Raw genomic sequence first — 22,668 nt, forward strand, 5'->3', positions numbered from 1 at the left:
CCGATCCGCAACGTTGACTGCCGCTAGGTAACGCTGCTCTGGTCGAGTGGCTAACTCTGTGACATGGAGGTTCGGCTGTGAGCGTACGCCGGCTCACGGGACCATCCTGATACCAGTCCGCCCGGCATGCAGCGAAAGTACCGATCCGCAACATTGTTCGCGGATTCCGGCCGGAAAAAGCCGACAGCGCCGCGCACGGCGAGCACCGCTGCGGCGGTGCATCGCTGGTGCGCGACGCTGCTCGTGATCTGCGGGAAAACCTCAGGAACGGTGCCGGTTGGCCGCGTCGATCTCGTTGATGAGGTCTTCCGTCTCGGGTTCCGGTTCCATGTCGAGCTGTTCGAGGTGGTCCCGGAGGCGGTCGATGAGGCGGCCGGCCGCGTCCATCCGGCCGCTCGCGTACTCCGTGCGGATCGAGTTGCGCCACGAGCGCTCGTCCGCCGGGTCGGCGATGCGGCCCACGCGGGAGGCCTCGCGGGCGGTCGCGAGGTCGCCCTCGGCGAGCGCCCGGCGCGACACCTCGTGGGCGACGTCGACCACACCCGCCGCCATGTCCTGCATCAGCACCTCGGCCCAGACGTACTTGCGCGCCGGGGTGTCCTGGAACGGCACCCCCCGCACCAGCTCCAGCGCCCGGCGCAGGTCCGCCAGCGGCGTCGTCGTGATGTCCGGGCCGACCAGCTCGTTGAACTGGTCCCAGTCCGTCGTCACGCCGCGCAGCCGGTAGCCGGCCTTCTCCTGGTCCACCTGCGATCCGTCGTCGGTGGACCAGTACCGCGGCAGGTACTCGAAGCCGTAGGCGTCCGTGCCGAGCCAGCGCCGCGCCCGCGACACCGCGCTGCGGCGCGTGGCCAGGTTCGGGTCGCGCGACGGCCACAGCGCCCGCGAGATGTCCGAGCCCCGGGCCCCCGGGTTGAACGCCAGGTACGCGACGAGCTCCATGGCCTGCCGCTGGTGGCTCGCGGGCAGCTCGACGCCGGCGCAGCCGGCCAGCTCGACCGTGCCCAGCACGCGCACGACGGGCGTCGCCGCGGGCTGCGGTTCCTCGGGAGCCTCCAGCGCCTCGTCGACGACGGCGGCCAGGGCCGGGTCGGATCCGGGGCCGTCGCCGGACGATCCCTCGTCGAGCGCGACCACCCACGGGTTGGAGCCCTCGTCGTCCCAGCCCCGGCCGCCACCCGGGGAACCCGGGGCACCCGGGCCGGCCGGGCCCGCGGGCCCGCCGGGCGCGGGCGCCGTCGTCGGCTCACCGACCAGATCGACCGACGCTCCCGCGGACCCCGACGGCGCCCGCAGTGCGGCGGGCCCGCCGACACCGGCGCCGACCTCGACCGCGACCTTCTCTCCCAGCGGAGCTTCCACGACATCCCCTGCTTCGACCGCTTGTGTGGTGGTGCTGGTGCCGGAGATCTGATTGAAGTCCGGCAGCAAGGCCGGCTCGATGAGTTCCGGCTCGGCGGCCGGGATGTTGCGGGCCCACTCCGGCCCGGCGACCGGCTCCGGGTCGCCGAGGAGCTCGAGCGCCTGGAGATAGGTCTCGGCGTCGAGCTGCTGCGGGCGGACGGCGATGTAGGCGGGGACCAGCACGCCACGCGACGTGTCGCCGCCGGTGAGCTCGCCGGTCAGGTCGAGCATCCACTCGCCGATCTCCGCGCGCGACGTCACCGCCGCGATCCCGACGCCCGGCACCCGCTCGACCAGGCTCTCCAGCCGTGAGCGCTCGGCGCCCGCGAGCGCCTCGCCGACCAGGAGGATCTCGGGCGTCCACGCGTCCATCGCGAGCCCACGGCCGCGGGCCTCGGCCAGGTTCGCGGCGCCGACCTGCGCGAGCGTCCGGTCGACGTCGGCGGCGCGGGCCTCCAGCTCGCGGACGATGCCCGCGACCGACGGCACGTGCCGGATGCGGCCGGTGTTGCACACGCCGGGCAGCTCGCTGAGCGCGCCCACCACGGTGACCTGCAGGTCGTCCGCCCACAGGGACGTCGCGAGCTCGACGGCGAGCGCCGCGAGCGTGGCCTGGGCGTCCTCGTCGGTGCCGCGGATGTCGAGGCAGCCGATGTTCTCCAGGTCGACCATGAGGTGCGCGTTCTCGTCGTCGTGCCCGAGGGTGACGAGCGACGGGTAGGGCGACTCCATGAGTTCCGGGGTGGCTCTGTCGCTGGCCACGGCGGGGTTCTCGCCCGCGGGCAGCTGCCAGACGTAGCGGTCCGTGGTGCTGATCCACGGGGCCGGGAGCTCGGCGGCGCGGTCTAGGTAGAGCTCCACGAACTCACCGGCCTTGAGCCGCGCGACGCGCACGCCCGGCAGGGCGAGCCCGCGTTCGCGGTGCCAGCCCGCGAGGGTGCGCAGCGCGATGTCGACCTGGGCGCGGCCGAGCTCGTCGGCGACGGCCCGCAGGTCCGTCTCGAGGAGGGCCGACGGCGAGCCCGGGTCGGGCATCCCGATCCGCTCGCCCGGCTTGCGGCGGCGGCGCGCCCGGTCGCGGCGGCCGGCGAGCAGCGCGAGGATGCCGGCGGCGAGCAGGCCGCCGATCCCGGCGGCGGTGCGCACGTCGAACGCCTCGAGCAGTTCGTCGGAGAGATCGGCGTCGGTCAGCGCGGCGCTGACGGCGGGAGCCGTCGGCTCCGCGGTGGGTGTCCCGGGGACGACGGCGTCCGGGCGGGCCGCGCCCTCCGCCGAGACGGCGCCCTCGGCGGAGGCGGCCCCGCCTGCCGGGACCTCCTCGGCGGCCTCGGTCGCCGTGCCCTCGTCCGCCAGGTCGGCCGGGCCGACCTCCTGGTAGGAGCCGGTGGGGGCGTCGGCGGACTCGGTCGGGTCGTCGGGCATGGACGGGCCGGAGCTGCCGCCGTCGGTGGCGGGACCGCCGCCGTCGATCGCGGGCGGGGCCGACTCGTCGATGTCGGGCGTCTGCGTGTCCGACTCCTCGACCGGGTCCAGCGGGGTGCCGGGGGCCGGCGTGTCGTCCGGCGCCTCGGTCGCGGTACCCGCCGGGGTGTCGCTCTCGGGCTTCTCCGCGCGCTGGGCGCCGCGCGTTATCGGGGCGGACTGCTCCTCGGCGGGTGGCTGTGCCGGTTCCGCCGGAGCCGGGTCCGCGTCCTTCTCGACGCGGTCACCCGCCGTCCGTTCGGGGGCCCGGTCGCCGGGCTGCTCGGCCGGGAGCTCGTCCGACGGGCCTCCGTCGGGAGTGTCCTCGACCGCGTCCCCGGGCGGGGTGCCGCCCGACGCCGGCTCGTCGCTCGGCCCGGCGGACGGTTCGTCGCCCGAGCCCGTGGGTTCCGCGGAAGGCACCTCGGAGGGGGCCTCGGCCGGAGCTTCGGTCGGGACGTCGGTCGCGGTGTCGTCCGGCGCGGCGGTGCCGCTCGCGTCGTTCCCCGGCTCGGCCGGGCTCTCGCCGCCGGGCGCCTCGGCGCCGGCCGCGTCGTCGTCCCCCGCGTCGCCGCCGGGAGCGCCGGATTCCTTGCCGTCGCCACCGGGAGCCGGCCGCGAGCCCGCGGCGTCGTCGGATCCCTGGTCGCCGGCCGACGGCGCCTCCGCGCCCGGGACCGTCACCTCCCAGCCCGGGTGGATGAGGTCCGGGTCGGTGAGGCGGCGCCCGTCCGGCTGCGTCGTGCTCTTCGTGGCCTCGTACAGCTCGGGGTAGCGCGTACCGTCGCCGAGCTCGTCCTCGGCGATCTCCCACAGCGTGTCGCCCGGGACGACCGTCACGTCGTGCTCCGGGCCGCCGGGAGCGGCGACGTCGGCCGCGGCACGCTCGACCACGCCGGGCCCCGACGCGTCGTCGGGCAGCGTCAGCACCCATCCCGGCCGCACCCAGTGCGACCCGTCGAGCGACTGGCCGTCGGGCTGCGGCACGCCGTAGTTGAGGTGGGCGATCTCCTTGAACCGCGTCCCGTCCCCGAGCGTCGCCTGCGCGATCCGCCACAGCGAGTCGCCGGGCATCACGTCGTAGGACTTGTTCGTGTCCGACGCCGCCTGCCGCACGCGGTCCGCCTTGGCGTCGGCACGGGTGCGCGTGGACCGGCTCGCGCCGCTCTCCGCGCCGGCCTCCGCCGAGCCGGCGGTGCTGTTCCCGGTGAGCGCGCTCCCCCGGGTGTCGGCTCCCGCCGAGGTGGTCGTCGCGGTCCCGCTCGGGCCGCCACCTGCCCCGGCCGGGCCGGAGCGGCCGGTCGCGGGGGTGCCCCGGCGTTCGCCGTCCGGCGACGTCGTCGTGCCGTCCGGCGTACCCGGCGACGTCGGAGCCGACGACGACCCGCCCGCCGGCGACGCCGTCGCCCCCGGCGACGCGGCACCGCCCGGCACGGATTCCAGCACGCTCGTCGCGGCCGGGTCCGTGCCCTGGCCGTCGACCGGATCCACGGCCTGGCCCGCGGCGGCCGCCTCGCCCGCGCCCGGCGTGCTCAGCGCCATCGCCACGACCGCGCCGACCAGCGCCGCCGCGACCCGCTGCTGCAGCCCGAGGCCCGCCAGGTGCGGCGCCCGCACCCCGCGCAGCGCCGAGACCAGCTCGACCACGACGGCGACCGCGAACGTCGCCCACGCGAGCCAGCCCACCACGGTCATCAGGCTGAGGAACACCTCGCCGGTGACGTCCGGTGCGGACATCACCGAGAGGAACTTCTCCCACGACAGATCGCCGCCGAGCGGCATCACGCCGAAGGTCCACAAACCGATGGGGATCCCGACGACGAGCACCACGAGCAGGAGCGCCGCGGACAGGCCGCGCAGGATGCGCCCCGCCGTGCTCCCGGACGCGTCCGCGGCGCCGGTGCCTGGTGCCCCGCCGGAGGATGTGGCGGATGGTGCCGTTGCCTTGCGTTCGGTCGAGGTGCTCATCAGGATCCCTCCTCGGTGATGCCGCGCACGGCCCGGGCGTCGGCTGATCCCTCAGCGGACAGTGAGCTGATGCCGATCAGGGCAAGGAACTTCGTCTCGTGGGTGACCGTCGTGCTGACGCCGATGGTGGCGCCCTCGACGTAGTCGACCCGGCCGGTCACGCCCGCCGCGGCCAGGTGGGCCTCGGCGGCCGCCGCTGCCGCCTCCGGGACCAGCGCCGGCGGGAGGCCGTACTGCGCGGCCCGGTTGTCCTGCTCCTGGGCGCCGGCGCGCGCGGCCTGCTCGGCGGCGTACTGCGCCTCGTCCGCGGCCTGGAGCTGCCCGCCGCCGTCGACCACCAGCCCGATGGCGATGATCAGGGCGGGAACCAGCCCGGCCACGAGGATGTTGACCTCCCCGCGCTCCGCCGCGGGGCGGCGCCGCCCGCGCGACGTCCGCGGGGCGCCGCCCGGTGCAATCAGGGCAGGGAGGCTCATGTCAGGACCTTCCTCGGTAGGCGTCCAGGACGCTCGTGCCGGTCGCGGTCATCTCGACCGCACCGGGCGCACCGGGCAGGCCCAGGTCCGCCAGCGGCACCGTGCAGAGCACCTCGATGCGCACCTCGCCGACCGTGCCGAGCGGCAGGAGGAACGCGTCGAGCAGCGGCGTGACCTTGGTCGAGGCGCAGAAGACGCCCGAGTTCTCGAGCGTGCTGACGGCCGTCTGCGACGCCGAGACCTCCGCGGTGGAGGCGGTCCGGCTGATCGACGCCGATCGCGCCGCCTCGTTGGCCGCCGCCTGGACCGCCCCCTGGGCCAGGACCATGCGGCCGGCCATGATCAGCAGGGCGCCGATGAGCAGGAGCATCGGGAGGATCACGGCGGTGTTGATCGCCATGTTGCCCCGTTCTCCCGGGCCGGGCGCCGTCGTCACAGGTATGCCGGTCATGGGCCCACCGCCGGGGTGAAGCGCTCGACCGGGCCGGTGGCGGTCTGTTCGATGCGCAGCCCGCGGAAGCCGGGGACCAGTGACGGCGCCAGGCCGACCACGGTCGCGGTCGCGACCTCGGGGCCGCGTTCCACGACGACGTCGACGGTCGTGAAGGCGTCACGTACCCGGTCGAGCCGGTCGCCGGCGGCGGCGTAGCCCGCCGCCTCGGTGCCGGATTCGAGGCGGGCGGCCTGGACCGCCCCGTTCGCGACCGACCGCGCGATGTTCTGCGCGTGGAAGTAGAGCACGCCCTGCACCATCGCGAAGACGAGCAGGAGCACCACGGGATACACGATGACCGTCTGGATGGAGGCAACGCCACGCTCCCCGTCGGCCACCGGCCGTGCCGGTGCCCGCAGGGAGACGGGTCGAGGCGTGCGCTCCCGCATCATCCGCCGCGATGCAGATCGGCCATGTAGCTGTCGACGAGGCCCTTGATCGCCAGCCCGAGGCCGGCCGCGATGCCGAGGCCGACCACCGACAGCACGACAACCTCGATCGACTCGAGGCCGGCGTCCTCGGGCAGGCCCTGGCGGCGCGCGTCGAGGCGCGCCCGCAGCTCGGCGGTGCGCTCCGTGAGGCGCGACGTGGTGCGGTCCATCAGGCCGCGCACGGCGACGCCGCGCAGGTGGGTTCGGACGACGACGCCCGACGCCGCGGCGCCGAACCCTCGCCGTGACTGGTGCTGCTCTGTGGACATGGCGACTCCTGGGGTGCTCTCGATACCAACAAATGGACAACGTCGGGTTCGTGTGACACGTGCGACACGAGTCTTCGCGGAAATTCCGCTGCTGGGAAGTCCCGCCGACGATCTTTCGCCGGATGTTCGCCGACGGCGGTCACGTCAGACGGCGCCCGGCCCCGCCGCCGGCCGGTGGCGGGGCCGCCCGCCGGCCCGGGGAATCACGGCAGCTGCTCGAACATCGTGACGCCGATCGGGAAGATCAGCATGAGGAAGTAGACGAACACCGTCATCGTCCCGGGCACCGTCATCCGGACCGTGGCGTCGTGCGCGATCTGCTGCTCGACGTCGAGCTGCGCGTCGCGCATCGCGGCGGCCTTGGACTGGAGCTGGTCGTGGATCGCGGACCCCTGCGTCCCGGCGAGCTCCACGATCGACGCGACCTCGCCCAGCGCGTCCACCTGGACCTCGCGCCCGAGGTCCCGCAGCGCCGTCCAGGGCGGCTCGCCCTCCCAGCGCCCGCGTTCCAGCGCCTCCGAGATCCGCCGGAACGGCCACGAGTGCGCGACCTGCGCGGCGGCGAACGTCGCCTGCGTCGCCCCCGCACCCGAGATCCGCTCGATCGCCAGCAGCTCCAGGTACGTCGAGACGGCGCGCGTGAACTCCTGCCGCGCCTTCTTCGCCTTGCCGCGCGCCTCGAGGTCCGGGAGGAACCACGCGCCCACGGCCAGGAGCAGCCCGGCCCCGAACGGCAGGCCGAAGGGCAGCCCGAGCTGCATCAGGTTCACCATCAGCCCGATGAACGGGACGCCGATCAGCACCACCACCGCCCCCAGCGCCTTCGCGCCGTAGTGCTCGGTCGCGGTCTTGCCGATGAGGTCCAGATCCGCCGCGGTCGGCCCGGCCCGCACGAGCAGCGCCACCGGCAGGCGCCGCTGCGCCCAGGCCCCGAACCGCTGGGTCAGCTGTTCGGTGCGGCTGCGCCCCGCGCCGTCGTCGTCGGAGATCTCGATCGTCTCGAGACGGTCGTCGCCGCTGAGCCTGTCGAGCGCGGACTGCAGGCCGGGCTGCACGGGGACGAGCGCCCGGATGACGAGCCACAGCCCGAGCCCCGCGACCGCGCCGGCGATCACCGACGGCCAGATGCCGTAGAACATCAGGAGCCTCCCGACGGGTGTCCGTGCGAGACCGGCAGGAACCGCGGGATCGGCTGCCCCATCGAGATGCGGCGCATCCACAGCAGGCAGACGCAGTACGCGGCGAACAGCGCCACCGCCACGATCTGGCCGAACGGCGACGCGTAGCCGTCGAGATAGCCGGTCATCGCGGTGGCGCCCAGCACGACCAGGGTCACGATCGTCACCCAGCGGACCGTCGCGCGGCCCGTCGAACGCTCGGTCTCGATCTCGCGGCGGGCGCGCGCCTGCGCCGACAGCGACTCGGCGAGCTGCTTGAGGGCGGGCGCGATGGCGCCGGTGCGGTTGTCGGACTCCAGGATCAGCGCGGAGGCGATCATGTCCGACGAGTAGTCGTTCATCTCGTCCGCCCAGCGGTACAGCGCGGGCTTGATGGGCTGACGCGCCTCGAGCCGGGCGACCAGCCGCGCCAGCGACGGCCGCACCGACGGCGCCGCCGACGGCAGCGTCGCCGCGATCCCCTGCTCCAGCCCGACCGCGCCGCCGCTCAGCACGCCGATCAGCGAACGCACCCAGGCCGTGAGGTCGATGAGCTTCTCGACCTCGCTCGACGTCGTCGTCGTCCGGAACAGGGCCGGCAGGCCGACCAGCATGACCGGCACGATCACGGTCAGCGACCACCATCCCGTGAAGATCCCGACCACGAGCCCGATCCCCGCGCTGACCAGCACGGTGCGCCGCTTCTCGTGGAGCGGCCCGCCCTCGTCCAGCCCGAACAGCCGCAGCACGCCCTCGAACGGTCTCGCCGACGACGCCGGCCGCGGGCGCGGGTTCTCGTCGCGCCGCAGCGTGCCGACGATCACGCACCAGATCCCGACCCCCACGCAAAGGCCGGCGAGCACCGCGATGAAGGTGGTCATTCCGGCACCTCCCACAGGCCCTCGGGGAAGTTGAGCAGGTTGATGTCGAAGCCGGCGCGCTCCAGGTCCTCCAGGAACGACGGCGAGTGCGCGGGGACCGCGCGGCCGTGGCGCCCGGGCCGGAAGACGTCGGTGATCGCCACCGGGTTGCCTGCCTCGCCGCGGGTCACCTCGATGATCTCGGAGACGTACCGGGTGCGCAGGCCGGTGGCGGGGTTGATGTCGACCCGCAGGAACACGATCAGGTCGATCGACTGCGCGACCTGCCGGTACGCGTAGGTCTCCGACAGGGTGCTGTCCTGGACGGCCATGCCGACGAGGCGTTCGACGACGTCGCGCGCGCCGTCGGCGTGCACCGTGGACAGCGAGCCGTTACCCATCTGCATCGCCTGGAACATCGAGACGATCTCGGGGCCGCGGACCTCACCCACGATGACGCGGGAGATGTTGTGCCGCAGGGACTCGTAGACGTTGATGTTCGTGTCGATCTCGCCGACCCGGCGGCCCGACGTGTTCATCTCGCCGGAGCCCTCGCGGGTGCGCAGGGCGACGACGCGGCGGTGCTTCTCGGGCTCGAGGTGCAGGTAGAGCTCGTAGTCCGTCTCGATCGTGGCGACGGACTCCCAGGGGTCCAGCGCCGCGCAGAGCGAGCGGAGCAGCGTGGTCTTGCCGGACCCCTGCCCCTGACCGGACACGACGACGGACTTGCGGGCGCGGACCGCGGCCGAGAGGAACTCCTCCAGGACCGTGTCCACCGTGCCGTTCTCGCGCAGGACGCCCAGGTCGACCGACTGCAGGCGCTGGAGACGGATCGTGACGCGGGGGCTGGGCACCACCCAGCCGACCGCCGCGAGACGCACGCGGCCCGGGAGGTCCAGGTTGAGGAACGGGTTGGCGCGCGTGAACGAGCGCTCGTTCGCGGGGTCGCGGGCGGCCAGGAACTGCAGGAAGTCGATCAGCTCGGCGTCGGAGTCGGCGATCGGCTCCGTGTAGACGGTGCGGCCGTCGCCCATCAGCAGCAGGACCGGCTGCGTGCCCGTGATCTCGATGTTCTCGATGTCGGGCGTGTCGATCAGCGGCTGCAGGCGGCCCAGGCGGAACAGGGCGTCGAACAGCGCCCGGGTGATCTCGACCTGGTACTCGGGGGTCCACGGCCGCTCGCCGCCCGACAGCATCGCGTCGTTGTGGTCGCGGACCACCTGCTGGATGAGCTCCTGGCCGAGGGCCTCGCGCTCCTCCTCGTCGAGCTCCCGGGCCGCGAGCGCGTTGGTGAGCCGGGAGGAGACCTCGCCGCGCAGGCTGTTGACCTGGCGCCAGAACTCGGCGTCGCGCATGCCGCGGCGCTGGACGCCCCGGGCGGGGCGCGGGGCGCGGTTGCCGGCGCCCACCCAGGCGGCCGCGCCACCACCGGGGTCGCCGGGGGCCGCACCCGGGCCGGCGGATTCGCCGCCCCAGGTGTCCGCCGGGCCGCGGGGGTCCACGTGACCGGGAAGGGCGGCGGGGCCGTGGCTGTCCACCAGGGCCTGGGCGTCGAGACGGGCGTCGGCGCCAGCCGGGGCCTCCGCTTCCGCCACCGTGCGGGCCACCGGGATGGCGCCGGTCCACGGACCGGCGTTGGGACGGCGCTCGCCCGGCTGGATCTCGGCGGGGCGGGCGGCGGCGGGGGCCGGCCGGCGCGCCGCCCCGCCCGCGGCCACCGCACCGACGGCGCCGCTCAGGCTGCCCGGCGCGGCAGGCCCGCCGGGGCGGACCACGCCGACCGTGGCGCCGCGGTTGTCGCGCGGCCGGCGCTGCGGGGCGTCGTCGGACGCCGGACGGCGCGGGGCGGCGCCGTCGTCGGGCACCGGACGACGCGGGACGCGCCCCTGCGCGGACCGGTCGCCGTCGTCGTTGAAGATGGGCAGGCCCTCCAGGCCCGTGGGATTGCTCATCGCCGCCCTCCCGACGCGCCGACGCGGCCCGGGGCCGCGGCACCCGGCTGCTGCCCGGGACCCGGCCGGCCCGTGCCGCCCGCGGGCGCGCCGGTCGAGAAGCGCTCGCGCCGCGCGGCCGTGCGCTCCTGGATCGCGGTGATCACCGGACCCGCGCTGCGGACCAGGGCCGACGACGTCCACTTGCGGCCCGACGGCGACCCGACCGACAGCACCTCGGCACCCGGCGGGTCCCACGCGATCGAGCCCGCCGAGCCGAGGCCCAGCGTCCGGGCGATCTCCCTCGCGTCGTACGGCCGGCCGGGGCCGATCGTCAGCGCGGTGAGGTTCGTCAGGTCCCGCGCGGCGGCCTCGACCGCCGACGTGCGGGACTTGACCAGTTCGCGGGTCACCGCGATGTCCGGCAGCCGGGAGCCCGTGGTGACGAGCACCTGGTCGGCCAGGCGGATGAGCGGCTCGCGGTCGTCGCGCCCGCCCGGGCTCATGCGGCCGAGGTCCACGAGCACGTCCATGCCCCCGCGTTCCATGGCGACGAGCTGGTTCGCCAGCGCGCCCCACAGGTTCGCGACGGACGGCGCCAGGTGCGGCGACACGATTCCCGGCAGCAGTTTCTTGTCCTGGTTGTGCTGGACGAGCGTGAGGGTCTGGTCCCACAGCGAGGTCTCGAGCTCACCGTGGTTGTGGGCGATGGCGAGCTTGCCGAGCCCGCGGTCGTGGGCGAGCTGTCCCCGGAAATATCCCGCGAGGATCGAGCCCCCGGCCAGGTCCGCCTCGACGAGGAGGACCGGCCGCGGCCAGGAGATCGCGAGCACGAGCGCTGTCGTGGTGGTTCCCGGCGAGCCCTTCGCGTTCGCGAGTGCGACGAGGGCCACGGGATCACCCTTCCCCGGTGGGGAGGGCCGGGTCGATGACGAGCGCCACCCGCCCCGTCGCCGCACGCGCCGCGAGCGCCGCCGCCTTGTCCTTGGCCACCTCGACGTCGACGACGGTCTGGTCGCCGATCGTGGCGGCCTGTGACGTGACGACGACGGCGGGGATGCTGAGCGGCTCCTCGGGCGGCGCGTCACCGCCCGTGACCGGGGTCTCGACGATGCGGACCACGTCCCCGGCGTTCAGGGCCGTGCGGGGCATCTGGTTCGGGGCGAGCGCGATGCCGACGATGGACCGGCCGACGGCGGGCTGCAGCGCGTCCTGGAAGGAACCGGGGGTGAGCAGCGAACCTGCGGGCAGATCGGCGGCGGCGACCTTCTTGCCGCCGATCTCGCGGATCAGCTCCGCGTCGACCGGCTTGAGCAGGGTGGGGCCGGTCGGGAGGTCGACGGCCGTGAGGTCGCCCGACGTGATCGTCTCGCCGCGCGCGACGTCGTTGGTGACGGCCAGGACCTGGTGCGTCTGCCCGAGCGTCGTCGTCAGGTAGACCGACGCGAGGACGCCGAGCGCGACGAGCGCGAGCCCGAGCGCGATGACGGCGGGCCTTCGGCGTGCGCGGGTGGGTTTGGCGGGCGCCGGCACCGTGGCACCGGTGATGCGTGGCTTGGTGCCGGCGGACGGCGGGTTCACGCCTCCGCCCACGCCGGTGCGTCTCGCACCCACGCTCGTGTCACTGCTCACTGACGTCCCCTCCCGGTCGGTTGCTCCCGCAGCAATCCTCATGCACGCGGGCGAACCCGGCAGCATGAACGGTAGCTGGACAACTCCGGGCAAGGGAAGGTCAACGGCGGCCACAGAAGTTCACATGCTGTGGAGATGCCTTGGATGACAGGTAAACATCAGCAGGGTTCTGACCTGCGATGACGTACCGGGTGAAAGTATCGCCCGCGCCCTGGGGCGGGTGGCACGGATGAGCACCGGCCCGTGCGGATGAGCACGGGGGGCCGCCGACTGGAGGCGGACGACCCCCCGCGCCATGGAGAGGGTTGAAAGTGGAAACCCCCGAGAGTCACGCACCCCCCAGTGGTTCTCCCGATGTCGTTCCACGACCCTCTTCCTTCCGCCCGTCCGGCGATCCCCCAGACAGACCCCCGGTGCGGACGGCTTCAGCCAAGCGGCGAACAGCGCGGCTCGCTCGCTGGCGAAGTGTGGCGTGCGGGATGCCCAGTTCCAGGGCAACCCGCTTCTGATATGTACCCCGCCCGGTGCCGAGCTCGGCATACTCGGGCAGCTCTGGATCTGGAGCGTAGACGCGAGTGAGCAAGCTCGCCTCCTGGGCTGTGATAACGCCCCTGTCGAGGCCCCAGGCGATGACGTCGAGCACCTCGCCGGTGGCGCCGAGCGACGCGCTGGCCAGCGAGTACACCGCCGTCGTGCCCGGTTCCTCCGGCTCGGGGCGCTCGAGGTGCGGCAGCACGGCGGCGTCGGTCGGGATCTCCTCGACCCGGGGCGCGCGGCTGGCGCGCGTCCCCTGCGCGAACGGGGCGCGATCGCCCACGACCCGCGTGAGGGTGTGCCCCTGCAGCCGCATCGCGACCTTCTCCGTGCGGCTCAGGTCGAAGCGGCAGATCGCGTCCCACATGGCCGCGGCCGCCTCCTGCTCCAGGTCCTGCACGTCGCGGTAGTGGCGGCGCGACCGGCGCACGATGGCGCGGACGGCCGGCAGCATGCACTGCAGCACCACCCGGCCCGCGGCGAAGTTCCCCCCGGCGTACTCGACGAGGAGGGCGTGCAGCACGGTGTCGGCGTCGTCCGCCGTGAAGCGCACCGGCTGGCCGTCCGCCAGCCCCGAGAGCTGCGGGAAGCGGCGGGAGAAGCGGTCGATCTCCTCGGCGAAGGATCGCGTCGCGACGAGCTCGGCCCAGTCCTGGTCGAGCTCGGTCATGAGCGTGCCCGAGGCGGACGGCGACATGCCTGGCATGGACGTTGCTCCTCAGGTCTGGGACGGGACGGGTCCTGCGCGGCAGCCGCAAGGCATGTTGCCGGAGCGCCGCGTGAGCGCCTGATGCCCAAGTTCAGCCGGGGAGTGTTGCCCGCTACTGTTGCCCGTCGATTTACCCTTGGTGTGATCTGGGTCACATTGGCGACTTGACGGGCCATCGGAAGGTCACACGAAGCCCTGCCCGGCCATTTGTTCGGGGTGACGAAGCAAAGAGAGAAGCAGTGGGACACAGACAACCCGTACCGGTGACTGGGAGAAGCGAGATGAGCCAAGAACCAGCCCCTGAGCTCCACCACCAGCTCCACCACGACGACGTGACAGTGGAGCTGCTGCGGGACACCGCCGAGGTGCACGCCGTTCGTGGTGAGGTCAGACCGGTCATCGACGCCCTGGTGGCGGCCCTGAAGCAGGACCCGCTGGGCGACGACGACACCGCGCACCGCCTCGCCGACGCGCTGGAGAGCCCCCGGACCCGCAGTGCCCGGGCCGCCCGCGCGCGGCTCGCACGTGATCTGTCGAACGACCTGTCGGACGAGGTGCGCACCAGATGAGCTCCATCCTGACCGGGCGCAACAAGAAGCACCCGGACTCCCCCTCGGCCCTCCCGGCGCATCCCCAGCGCGCCGCGGACGCCACCGGCGCGCCGTCGGACAACCCCTGGCAGCTCGCCGGGGGCGCGGCGCAGGGGGACGCGGACACGGGATCGTCGTCGTACGGCGACACCCCGCCGCCGCAGGTGGTCGAGTGGTCGCAGGGCCCGGCGCTGGCCTCGAAGGCGTGGACGATACTGCTGGTGCTCGCGCTGCTGGCCGGGCCCGCCGCGCTCGTGTGGACGGCGCTGCGGCCCGAGGCCGAGCCGGTCACGGCGGGTATCTCCGCCGCGGACCAGGCCGCCGGGACGGCCGCGACCGAGCGCGCGATCGAGCTGACCGAGACGTGGCTGCGGGCCGACCGGAACGACCAGGCCCTGGTCGAGTCGCTCACGGACGCCCCGGTCGGCACGCTGCCCGCGACGGGCATGACGATCCGGGACAGCTCCGTGGCGCAGGTGGTGCCGGGCGAGCCCAGCCCGTTCGGCACGACGTGGATGATCACCGTCGGCGTCGACGTCGCCGAGCCCGTGCCGGGCACCGGGGCACCCGCGGAGGAGGACGGCGGGACCGCCCCGTCGCCGGGCTCCGGCAGCTCCGGGAAGGAGGCGGAGGAGCCTCTCCTGGTCTGGGTGCGCCGCTACTTCCAGGTGCCGGTGACGGTCCAGCAGCCCGCGGACGAGGACGAGCCGATCGGCGTCGCCGCGCCGGCCTTGCCCGCGCCCGTCGCGGGCCCGGCCGCCGCGGACGCCCCCGAGCTCGACTACCCGCAGACGATCGCCGTCACCTCCGACGCCGGCGAGTCGATCCGGGCGTTCCTCGCCGCCTACGCCACCGGCGACGGCGAGATCGCGCGCTACCTGAGCCCGGGAACGAACATCGGGGCGATCGTCCCGGCGCCGTACACCGAGGTCACCGTCACGGCGATCGGTGGCTCGCACGAGATCACCGACGCTCCCGCCGACGGCGCGGGCACGCACGCCCTCGTCACCGCTGAGTTCACCCGTCCCGACGGGGAGAAGACCACCGCCCAGTACCTCCTGACGCTTGTCGCGCGGGACGGCCGCTGGGAGGTGTCCGGCCTGGACCAGGCCGTTCGTACCGAGAGCCCGGTCGCCGGTTCCGGCGAGTCCGGCACCGAGTAACCGATACGCAAGGAGAGATCATGCTCACCGAGATCATCACCGCCGCGCCGGAACTGGCCGCGACCGCGCAGACCGTCCGCGCCGAGGGGTTCCTGGACCTCATCACCGTGAAGTCCGAGGAGGTCAAGGTCGCGATCGAATCCGTGACCTTTGTGATCGTCATCCTCATGGTCGTCATCACCGCGGTGAAGACCAAGATGTCGATCGCCGCGATCCTGATGTCGGCCATCGTGGGCGGCGTCGTCCTCTGGCTGGTCAACGGCGGTATCAATGTCACCAAGGACCTCACCGACGACGAGTTCAGCATGCCCGCCGTCGTCAGTACGACAAGCGTCTGACGCCTGCTGACGCGTGCTGCGCGCGCAGCACGGCAACAAGGAGGGGGTAGGCCCGGTGGACGAACCGGAGCTGGAGACCGCGAAGTTCTACACCCGCGCACGGCGCATCCCCATGCTCGTGGGGAAGATGCCGAGCGGCGGGCGGATCTGGGGCGGTCCCTACACGATCACGCAGATCGGCGCAGGATTCCTGGTGGGATTCGTGCTGTGGCAGACGGCCCCCTTGTGGGCCCGCCTCGGCGGGTTCATGGACGTGGTCGTGGCCGCGGGGATCGTGATCGGCACGGTGTGGATCACCGGCAAGATCCCCAGCACCGGGCGCAACCCGGCCACCTGGGTGATGGACGCGCTCAACCTGACCTCGAGCCCGGGGCGCCTGTCCGGCGGCCGGCTCGCGGTCGCTCGCCCGCGCGCGGTCAGCCACCGCGTGATGGTGCTGCTGCCCGACGGCGACCCCGCGGCGCGGGCCGAGCGCACGCGCGGCTGGTCGGGCGCCGACCTGGTGCCGGTGGACGACGTCGACCGGCGTGAGGTCGCCACCGGCACCGGCGAGGTACCCCTTCCCCCGCTCACCCCGACCGATCTGGTACGCCCCGACGACAGGGACACCGCGTCCCTCACGGGCGTCGGTGAACTTCTGGCAGGCAAGCTCCGCAGGAAGGACGGCTGATGCTCAGCCACATCTCCGCCCTGACCGACGGCCTCATGTGGACCCGCTCCGGGACCGTGTGGGCCGTCTGGCGGGTGTCGCCCATTCCCTACGCGTACCAGCCGGACGACAAGAAGCATGCGGCGCGGCGCCACCACACCGCGCTCTACCGCGCGTTGCGCGGCGAGTCCCTGCACCTGGGCCTCGTCGCCGCGACCGACCCGGTCTCGGTGGTGGAGGCGATGGTCGACGGCGTCGACCTGGCCGCCCACGAGGCCTGGGCCGCGGAGTGCAACGCCACCCTGGACTTCCTCGAGAACATCGAGATCGGGCGCCGCGTGTACTGGATCGCGGCTCCCCTGCCCAACCCGGGCGCGAAGGCGGTGCTCGAACCGTTGCAGGCGAGCTGGGCCGGGCTGAAGGACCAGCTGATGCTGCCGCGCGCGGTCCCGTCGCGGCACGCCATCGGCGAGCGCGCCGCCCAGGCCGAGGCGCTGCGCAAGGAGATGCCGGGCGCGTTCGACCCGAGGCCGGCGTCGGTGGCGGAGATGGCGTGGATGTTCGGGCACGCGATGCAGCGCGGCCTGGGCCTGGACACCGACGTGCCCGTGCACGGGTCGCTGGACGCGGAACTGCACCTGACCGGGGCGTCCGTGCTCCCGGCGGTGCTCGTGGACCCGGCCGGGCAGACGGACTCGGCCAAGCGGCTCACCCCGATGCAGATCCTGCAGCGCCCGTACGTCAAGGTGATCGACGCGGAGTCGCCCGAGCGGGCCTCGTACCAGTCGACGCTGGTGGTCAGCGACACGCCGTCGGGCGGGATCGTCTACCCCGGCTGCGAGTGGATCGGCCGCGTGGACGAGTCGAGCGTGCCGTGCGACTGGGCGATCCGCATGACCGTGCGCTCCCGGGAAGAGGTCACCGGCCGCAACCGGCGCGCCGTGCGCACCCTGAACGACCAGTTCGACCAGCGCTCCGAGGAGGAGCGCGCCGGGTCGTCGCTGGACGGCACCGCCCGCGCCCTCGGTGAGTACCAGGCGGTGATGGACGCCGACGAGCTCGAGGTCGAGGTCGACGCCACCACGATGTTCACGGTCTCGGGGCCGACGGCGGAGCGCGTGCTCGACGACGCCCGCGACCTCACCAAGTACTTCGCGGCGATGCAGTTCAAGCTCCGCACCGACCCGACGGTCCAGCCGCAGCTGTTCGACGCCACCCTGCCCGGCATGCCGACGCCGCGCGCGGTGCGCGAGTACTCGCAGATCACCACGGCCCGCTACTTCGCCGCGGCCGTCCCGTTCGCGACGACGGACCTGGGCGACACCTCGGGATCGCTGTTCGCGCTGGAGATCAGCAACGGCGCCTCGCGCCCGAACCCGGTCTTCGTCAACCTGGGCGGCGCCTCCGACAAGCTCGACGTGGCCCTGGCGATGGGCTTCGTCGGCGAGCTCGGGTCCGGGAAGTCCGTGTCCATGAAGAGCGTGGCCATGGACAACGTGGACCGGGGCGCGACCCTCATGGCCGTGGACCACACGGAGATGGGCGAGTGGTGCATCGCGGTCTCCGAGATCCCCGGGTCCCAGGTCGTGGAGATCTCGGAGAACGCCGAGCGCTCCCTCGACCCGTTGCGGATCCTGCCGCCGGCGCAGGCGCCACGGGTGACGCGGGCGTTCCTGTCCGTGCTGCTCAGCGTGCAGACCAAGTCCGAGCAGAACGTGCTGTTGTCCAAGGTGCTGCAGCAGAACTACATGACGCGGTACGGCATCACGTCCCTGGGATCCCTCGCCCGGCACCTCGAGGCCGAGTGCGAGCTTCCCGGTGCGGGAGTGCTCGCCGACGAGATGCGGATCTTCTCCGAGCTCGACTTCGGCAGCGCGATCTTCGACGACGCCGTCCCGCCCGTCGACCTCACGGCGCCCGCGATCGTGCTGCACACGCACAAGATGCAGCTCCCGTCGAAGGCCGACATGGAGCACGGGCACCTGTTCGCCGAGCTCAAGGCGGAGAAGGTGTTCGGGCGCGCGGCGTTCGCGCTGATCGCCGCGCTGGCGCGGTACCGGTGCTTCGCGGACCGCACCCGGCTCGACATCTTCGCCGCCGACGAGGCGTCGAAGACGATGTCCTCTCCGGAGGCCGCCGAGGAGATCGGCATGTTCATCCGCGACGGCCGCAAGCACAAGGCCGCGCTCCTGCTCGGCAGCCACGACGCCGAGGAGGACTTCGGCAACGAGGTCGTGCGCGGCCTCATCCCGTTCCGGGTCCTGCTGCGCCACCGCGACGAGAACCTCGCCCGCCGCGGCCTGCGCTGGCTGCACGGCCTGCCGCAGAACGCGCCGGTGGATCCCCTGCTCGTCAAGCTGGTCACCGAGGGCACCGCCCCGGTCGTCGACGCCACCGTCGGCGTGCCCGAGGAGCGCCGCGGCGAATGCCTCGTGCGCGACTTCCAGGCTCGCTACGGCCGCGCCAAGGTCATGGCACCGCTCGTCGAGACGCGGGCCGTGACGGTCAAGACGACACCCACCAGCTCGACGGGAACGGTGGTCCACTCATGAACACCTCGCTCATCGACCAGGTCGTCCACAGATCCGCCGAGCTCCTGTACGCCGCGGGCGGCGGCCTCGGCTCCGCCGTGCGAACCGCCGACGAGACCGGCGGCTCCCCGACGGGCACGGCGAGCCTGCAGCTGGAGGACACCAGCGGCGTCTCGACCGAGCGCTTCGTGCTGCAGTGGGACACCGGTTCGGCGTGGAACCCCATGAACGTGGACTCGGAGATCTTCTCCACGCTCGCCGGCATGTTCTGGTCCTGGTACCGCGACATCGTCGCGGTGCAGATCTGGGTGCTCGACTGGGTGCTCGGCATGGACTGGCTGGACTACATCCTGTCGCCGCTGGCCGGACTCGGCCTCGTGGTGCAGTCGATGGTCGCCCAGATCGGCCTGCTCAACCTGACCCTCATCATCCTGGCGTTCGTGGTCGGGTTCTGGCTGCTCAAGGGCCGCTACGCGGGCGGCTTCATGGAGCTGCTGATCGGCTGCGTCATCGCGGCGCTGGCGACCGGCTTCCTCGCCGACCCCATGGGCGTGATCGGCGGCGACCGCGGCGTCATCATGTCCTCGCGCGACGCCGGGATGGACATCGCCACCGGCTTCGCGACCGAGGGCGCCTCGTTCGAACGCGACGCCGTCGTGATCCGGGAGGGCCTGAAGGGCCAGCTCGTGGACACCCTCATCCGCACGCCGCACCAGATCATCAACTACGGCTCGATGATCGACGGCACCGGCTGCGAGGGCACCTACACCGACACGGTCGGCACCGACGACGCCGTCGAGCGGATCGGCGGTTGCGACGACCGGTACGCGGAGGCCGTGAAGCAGATCGACGCGCCCAAGGTGGTCTCCACCCTCAGCCTGCTGAGCACGGGCTTCGTGTTCCTGCTGCTGAGCGTGGTGATCGTGGGCGGCACGCTGTTCGCCGTCGTGCTGCTCGGCTGGTCCGCGATCAAGCTGCTGTGGCAGCTGCCGGTCGGCGTGGTCTCCAGCGGCACGCGCGCGCAGCTGTTCCGCACGTTCGCGAGCATCGGCCTCGGCTGCATCCTCGTGGCGATGGCGACGATGTTCCTCGTCGCGTGGATGAAGATGCTCCTCGGCTTCTACGACGCGACCGACGGCATGCCGTTCCTGGTGCGCCTGTACCTGTTCAACACGCTGGTCGTGGCGGGTGCGGTCTTCTACGTGCTGATGGGCACGAGCGTGCGCGCCGGCCTGCGCGGCCTCGCCGACAAGCTCGCCGCGGCGGGCGTGCCGTCGCAGGTGGGCGAGCCGCAGGCGATGCCGTGGGCCAACGGCGCCCGGTGGACCGAGCGGTACGACAAGGCGAAGGACTGGGCCGGCATCGGCCTGGGCCCGGCGCCCGCGGAGGCCCCGGCCGGCGGATCCGGCGGCGGATCCGGCGATTCCGGCGCGGCCGACGCCGCCGCGGCGGCGCCGAACCCGGCCGCGCTGGACCAGGCCAGCCGGGTGGCCGACGCCGGCGGCACGGGGGCGGGCGCGGGCATCGCCCTGGGCGCTGCTGGCGCGGCGGCGGGCGCCGCGGCAGGCGCCCTCGCCGGGAACGGGGACGACGACGCCGGGCGTGCCGCGACCGGTGGCCGGCCGGCGGGCGAGTGGACCGACGCCGCCAACACCCTGCGCGAGCAGGACCGGGACGAGGTCCCCGCGGTCGTGGGCGAGCAGGCCGCGGCCGGTTCGGACGCCAACCTGCACGACAAGCACACCGACCAGGTCCCGCCGCGCTCCGAGTCGGAGAAGCTCCGGGAACGCATGACCAACGCGGCACGCAGCGTCACCCGCACGGGCCTGCAGATGGGGGCCGCCGCGGCGACGGGCGGCACCTCGGCCGCGGCGGTCGGCGGCTCGCGCGCGCTCGGCTTCGTCCGCAAGGCCCGCAAGGTGACCGGCGCGGTGCGCGGCGGCGCCCGCGCGCTCGCCCAGCAGCGGCGTCGTGCCGAGCTGAAGCGGCGCCTCGACGAGGGCGCCCGCCAGGCGGGCGGCGCGCCGGGGATCGTCCACAACCCGAGCGCCGGTGATCTGAGGAGGCTGGGTCGCTGATGCGCAGGTGGGTGGTGGGCGTGCTGACCGCCGTCGTGCTCGTCGTCGCGGCGTGGATCGGCTGGCCGCGAGAGGACACGGCGACCGACGACGCCGCCGGGACGGTGCAGGACGGCGTGACACAGGGCGAGGACGGGGACGACGGCGGGGTGGCGGCTCCGGCCACGAGTACGCCCGCACCGCCGTCGGACGTCGTGGAGGACGGTGACGTCGACCCGGGCGAGCCCGCCCGGGAGGTGGTCGAGGAGCCCGAGTTCGACGCGGACGAGAAGCCGGCCCAGCAGGTCGAGGCGACCTGGGACGACGACGTGCGGCTGGCCGCCCGCGAGGCCGCTGTCGCCGCGGTGGCCGCGTTCGCCGCCGTCGACAAGTCGGCCGAGGCGTGGTGGGACGACCTCTCGCCGCTGCTCACGCCGCAGGCGCGGGCCGTGTACGAGGACGTCGACCCGCGCAACGTGCCCGTGCGTGACGTGACCGGCGCGGCGAAGATCACCGACGAGTCGTCGACGCTGCTCACCGAGGTCCAGGTGCCCACCGACGCCGGGGACTACACGGTGCTGCTGGTGCGCGCCGACGGCGGTTCGCCCTGGCTGGCGGAGCAGATCAGGCCGTCGTCGTGAGCACGTCGCAGCTGGCAAGGCAGGGTGGCCGGCTCGCGGCGAAGGCGCTGGGAAACGCGGCGCGGCGGGCGGCGTCGGGCAAGGGCCCGAAGAAGGACGACCACACCCGGCGGGCCACGCTCGTCCTGGTGGTGCTGGCCGTGGCGACGCTGGCGCTGCCTGCGGCGCTCGTCGGCATGGTGGTGCTGATCGGCGGGATGATCGGCGGGCAGCAGACCCTGACCGCGAGCAACTGCGGGGCGGGCACGGGTGCGGTGCAGGCGGGCGGTGCGGGCGCGGAGGTCGCGGCGGGCGGCTTCACCGCGGAGCAGCTGCAGAACGCGACGGTGATCGTGCAGGTCGGGGCGGAGCGCGGGGTGCCGGCGAAGGCGCAGGCGATCGCGATCATGACGGCGCTCGGCGAATCGGGGATGCGGAACCTGAACTACGGCGACGACCGCTTCGGGGTGCGGAACCCGGACGGGACGCTGACCAGCTCGATCGGGATGTTCCAGGAGCAGAAGTGGTTCGGGTCGGTCGCGACGCGGCTGGACCCGGTGGCGTCGTCGGGCCGCTTCTACGACCGGCTGCTCGCCGTGACGGGCTGGGAGGCGATGGAGCCGACCATCGCCGCGCACAAGGCCCAGCGGAACGCGGATCCCTACCACTACGCGCCCTTCTGGGAGCGGGCGCTGCGGGCGATGCAGCTGGTGAGCGGGGCCGAGAAGCAGGATCTCGAGGCCCTGTCCGCGGCGGCCCAGGGCGGCTCGGCCGCCGCGCCGTGCATGACCGGGACGGCCGCGCAGGCGGCGGTGAGCGCGGGCGGCTGGGCGAACCCGGCGGTGGGGACGAAGGCATCCGGGTTCGGGCCGCGCAGCACCGGGATCGCGGGCGCCTCGCGCTACCACCTGGGGCAGGACATCGCGGCGTCGTGCGGCACGCCGGTGTACGCGGCCGCGGCCGGGCGCGTGGTGATCTCCGGCGGGACCGGCTGGGGCACCGGGAACACCGTCCGGATCGAGCACGGCCTGGGGCTGGACTCGACCTACGGGCACCTGCTGACCGGGACCAACCTCGTACGGGTCGGCGACGTCGTCCGGGCAGGGCAGCAGATCGCGCAGATGGGCGGCGACTCGCGGATCGACCCGGCGGGCGCCGGGACGTCGTCGGGCTGCCACCTGCACTACGAGGTGCGGATGAACGGGACCGCGATCGACCCGGAGCCGTTCATGGCGGGGCAGGGGGTGACGCTCGGGGTGGCGGCCACGGCGGGCCGGCCGGAACCCGCGAGCAGTTCGGTGGGCGCGGAGCGATGAGTTCTGCCGTCGGCAGACGTCTCAATAAACAGGTCGCGCCCGGGGCAAGGAATATTCGATCATGGGCGTGCGTCGTATG

Annotated in this window: 19 protein-coding genes; 8 read left to right on the forward strand and 11 right to left on the reverse strand. The window is 73.5% G+C overall.

Going from position 1 to position 22,668, the window contains the following annotated elements; translation table 11 throughout:
• Positions 1 to 261 precede the first annotated feature (261 nt).
• From ABD208_RS10935 to ABD208_RS10985, 11 genes are all read right to left on the reverse strand, one after another.
• Entirely contained in the window at positions 262 to 4,833 is a 4,572-nt protein-coding gene (locus ABD208_RS10935; RefSeq protein ID WP_344102568.1) for a LysM peptidoglycan-binding domain-containing protein, read from the reverse strand.
• On the reverse strand, positions 4,833 to 5,309 hold the full coding sequence (locus ABD208_RS10940; RefSeq protein WP_344102570.1) for a pilus assembly protein TadG-related protein: 477 nt from the start codon (positions 5,307 to 5,309) through the stop codon (positions 4,833 to 4,835). Before ABD208_RS10940 ends, ABD208_RS10935 begins: the two co-directional genes overlap by 1 nt.
• Position 5,310: 1 nt before the next feature.
• Positions 5,311 to 5,760 carry a TadE/TadG family type IV pilus assembly protein gene (locus ABD208_RS10945; protein WP_344102572.1) on the reverse strand — a complete coding sequence of 150 codons (450 nt, stop codon included), beginning with the start codon at positions 5,758 to 5,760 and terminating at the stop codon, positions 5,311 to 5,313.
• Positions 5,757 to 6,194, reverse strand: a complete 438-nt coding sequence (locus ABD208_RS10950) for a TadE/TadG family type IV pilus assembly protein (protein ID WP_344102574.1) — start codon at positions 6,192 to 6,194, stop codon at positions 5,757 to 5,759. Before ABD208_RS10950 ends, ABD208_RS10945 begins: the two co-directional genes overlap by 4 nt.
• A complete protein-coding gene (locus ABD208_RS10955) occupies positions 6,191 to 6,502 on the reverse strand; it encodes a hypothetical protein (RefSeq protein WP_344102576.1) in 312 nt (103 codons plus the stop codon). The genes ABD208_RS10950 and ABD208_RS10955 overlap by 4 nt, the downstream gene beginning before the upstream one ends.
• 203 nt (positions 6,503 to 6,705) lie before the next feature.
• Positions 6,706 to 7,641, reverse strand: coding sequence for a hypothetical protein (locus ABD208_RS10960; protein ID WP_344102578.1), 936 nt, complete (start codon positions 7,639 to 7,641; stop codon positions 6,706 to 6,708).
• A complete protein-coding gene (locus ABD208_RS10965; protein ID WP_344102580.1) occupies positions 7,641 to 8,540 on the reverse strand; it encodes a type II secretion system F family protein in 900 nt (299 codons plus the stop codon). The genes ABD208_RS10960 and ABD208_RS10965 overlap by 1 nt, the downstream gene beginning before the upstream one ends.
• Complete coding sequence (locus tag ABD208_RS10970) at positions 8,537 to 10,471, reverse strand: TadA family conjugal transfer-associated ATPase (RefSeq protein WP_344102582.1); 1,935 nt, start codon at positions 10,469 to 10,471, stop codon at positions 8,537 to 8,539. The genes ABD208_RS10965 and ABD208_RS10970 overlap by 4 nt, the downstream gene beginning before the upstream one ends.
• Entirely contained in the window at positions 10,468 to 11,343 is an 876-nt protein-coding gene (locus tag ABD208_RS10975; RefSeq protein WP_344102585.1) for a CpaE/TadZ family protein, read from the reverse strand. The genes ABD208_RS10970 and ABD208_RS10975 overlap by 4 nt, the downstream gene beginning before the upstream one ends.
• A gap of 4 nt (positions 11,344 to 11,347) precedes the next feature.
• On the reverse strand, positions 11,348 to 12,082 hold the full coding sequence (locus ABD208_RS10980; RefSeq protein ID WP_344102587.1) for an SAF domain-containing protein: 735 nt from the start codon (positions 12,080 to 12,082) through the stop codon (positions 11,348 to 11,350).
• 328 nt (positions 12,083 to 12,410) lie between these two features.
• Positions 12,411 to 13,322, reverse strand: coding sequence for a sigma factor (locus ABD208_RS10985; protein WP_344102589.1), 912 nt, complete (start codon positions 13,320 to 13,322; stop codon positions 12,411 to 12,413).
• 284 nt (positions 13,323 to 13,606) lie between these two features.
• On the opposite strand from ABD208_RS10985, the gene ABD208_RS10990 reads away from it, so the two are divergent.
• Genes ABD208_RS10990 through ABD208_RS11025 form a run of 8 tightly spaced genes read left to right on the forward strand, consistent with a single transcriptional unit; the run spans position 13,607 to position 22,589 of the window.
• The gene (locus ABD208_RS10990) at positions 13,607 to 13,894 is read left to right on the forward strand and encodes a hypothetical protein (RefSeq protein ID WP_344102591.1); all 288 of its coding nucleotides are present in this window, start codon (positions 13,607 to 13,609) and stop codon (positions 13,892 to 13,894) included.
• Positions 13,891 to 15,078 carry a conjugal transfer protein gene (locus tag ABD208_RS10995; protein ID WP_344102593.1) on the forward strand — a complete coding sequence of 396 codons (1,188 nt, stop codon included), beginning with the start codon at positions 13,891 to 13,893 and terminating at the stop codon, positions 15,076 to 15,078. Before ABD208_RS10990 ends, ABD208_RS10995 begins: the two co-directional genes overlap by 4 nt.
• Positions 15,079 to 15,098: 20 nt before the next feature.
• Positions 15,099 to 15,416, forward strand: a complete 318-nt coding sequence (locus ABD208_RS11000) for a hypothetical protein (protein ID WP_344102595.1) — start codon at positions 15,099 to 15,101, stop codon at positions 15,414 to 15,416.
• Between the two features lie 55 nt (positions 15,417 to 15,471).
• Positions 15,472 to 16,086: a hypothetical protein gene (locus ABD208_RS11005; RefSeq protein WP_344102598.1), complete on the forward strand. Its 615-nt coding sequence runs from the start codon at positions 15,472 to 15,474 to the stop codon at positions 16,084 to 16,086.
• Positions 16,086 to 18,617: an ATP-binding protein gene (locus ABD208_RS11010; protein WP_344102600.1), complete on the forward strand. Its 2,532-nt coding sequence runs from the start codon at positions 16,086 to 16,088 to the stop codon at positions 18,615 to 18,617. Before ABD208_RS11005 ends, ABD208_RS11010 begins: the two co-directional genes overlap by 1 nt.
• Positions 18,614 to 20,674, forward strand: coding sequence for a hypothetical protein (locus tag ABD208_RS11015; RefSeq protein WP_344102602.1), 2,061 nt, complete (start codon positions 18,614 to 18,616; stop codon positions 20,672 to 20,674). Before ABD208_RS11010 ends, ABD208_RS11015 begins: the two co-directional genes overlap by 4 nt.
• Positions 20,674 to 21,294 (forward strand): hypothetical protein, encoded by a 621-nt coding sequence (locus ABD208_RS11020; protein ID WP_344102604.1) that lies wholly within the window; start codon positions 20,674 to 20,676, stop codon positions 21,292 to 21,294. Before ABD208_RS11015 ends, ABD208_RS11020 begins: the two co-directional genes overlap by 1 nt.
• Positions 21,291 to 22,589 (forward strand): M23 family metallopeptidase, encoded by a 1,299-nt coding sequence (locus ABD208_RS11025; protein ID WP_344102606.1) that lies wholly within the window; start codon positions 21,291 to 21,293, stop codon positions 22,587 to 22,589. The genes ABD208_RS11020 and ABD208_RS11025 overlap by 4 nt, the downstream gene beginning before the upstream one ends.
• The last annotated feature ends 79 nt before the right edge of the window (positions 22,590 to 22,668 follow it).

This window comes from Myceligenerans crystallogenes, assembly GCF_039529775.1.
Classification (GTDB): domain Bacteria; phylum Actinomycetota; class Actinomycetes; order Actinomycetales; family Cellulomonadaceae; genus Myceligenerans; species Myceligenerans crystallogenes.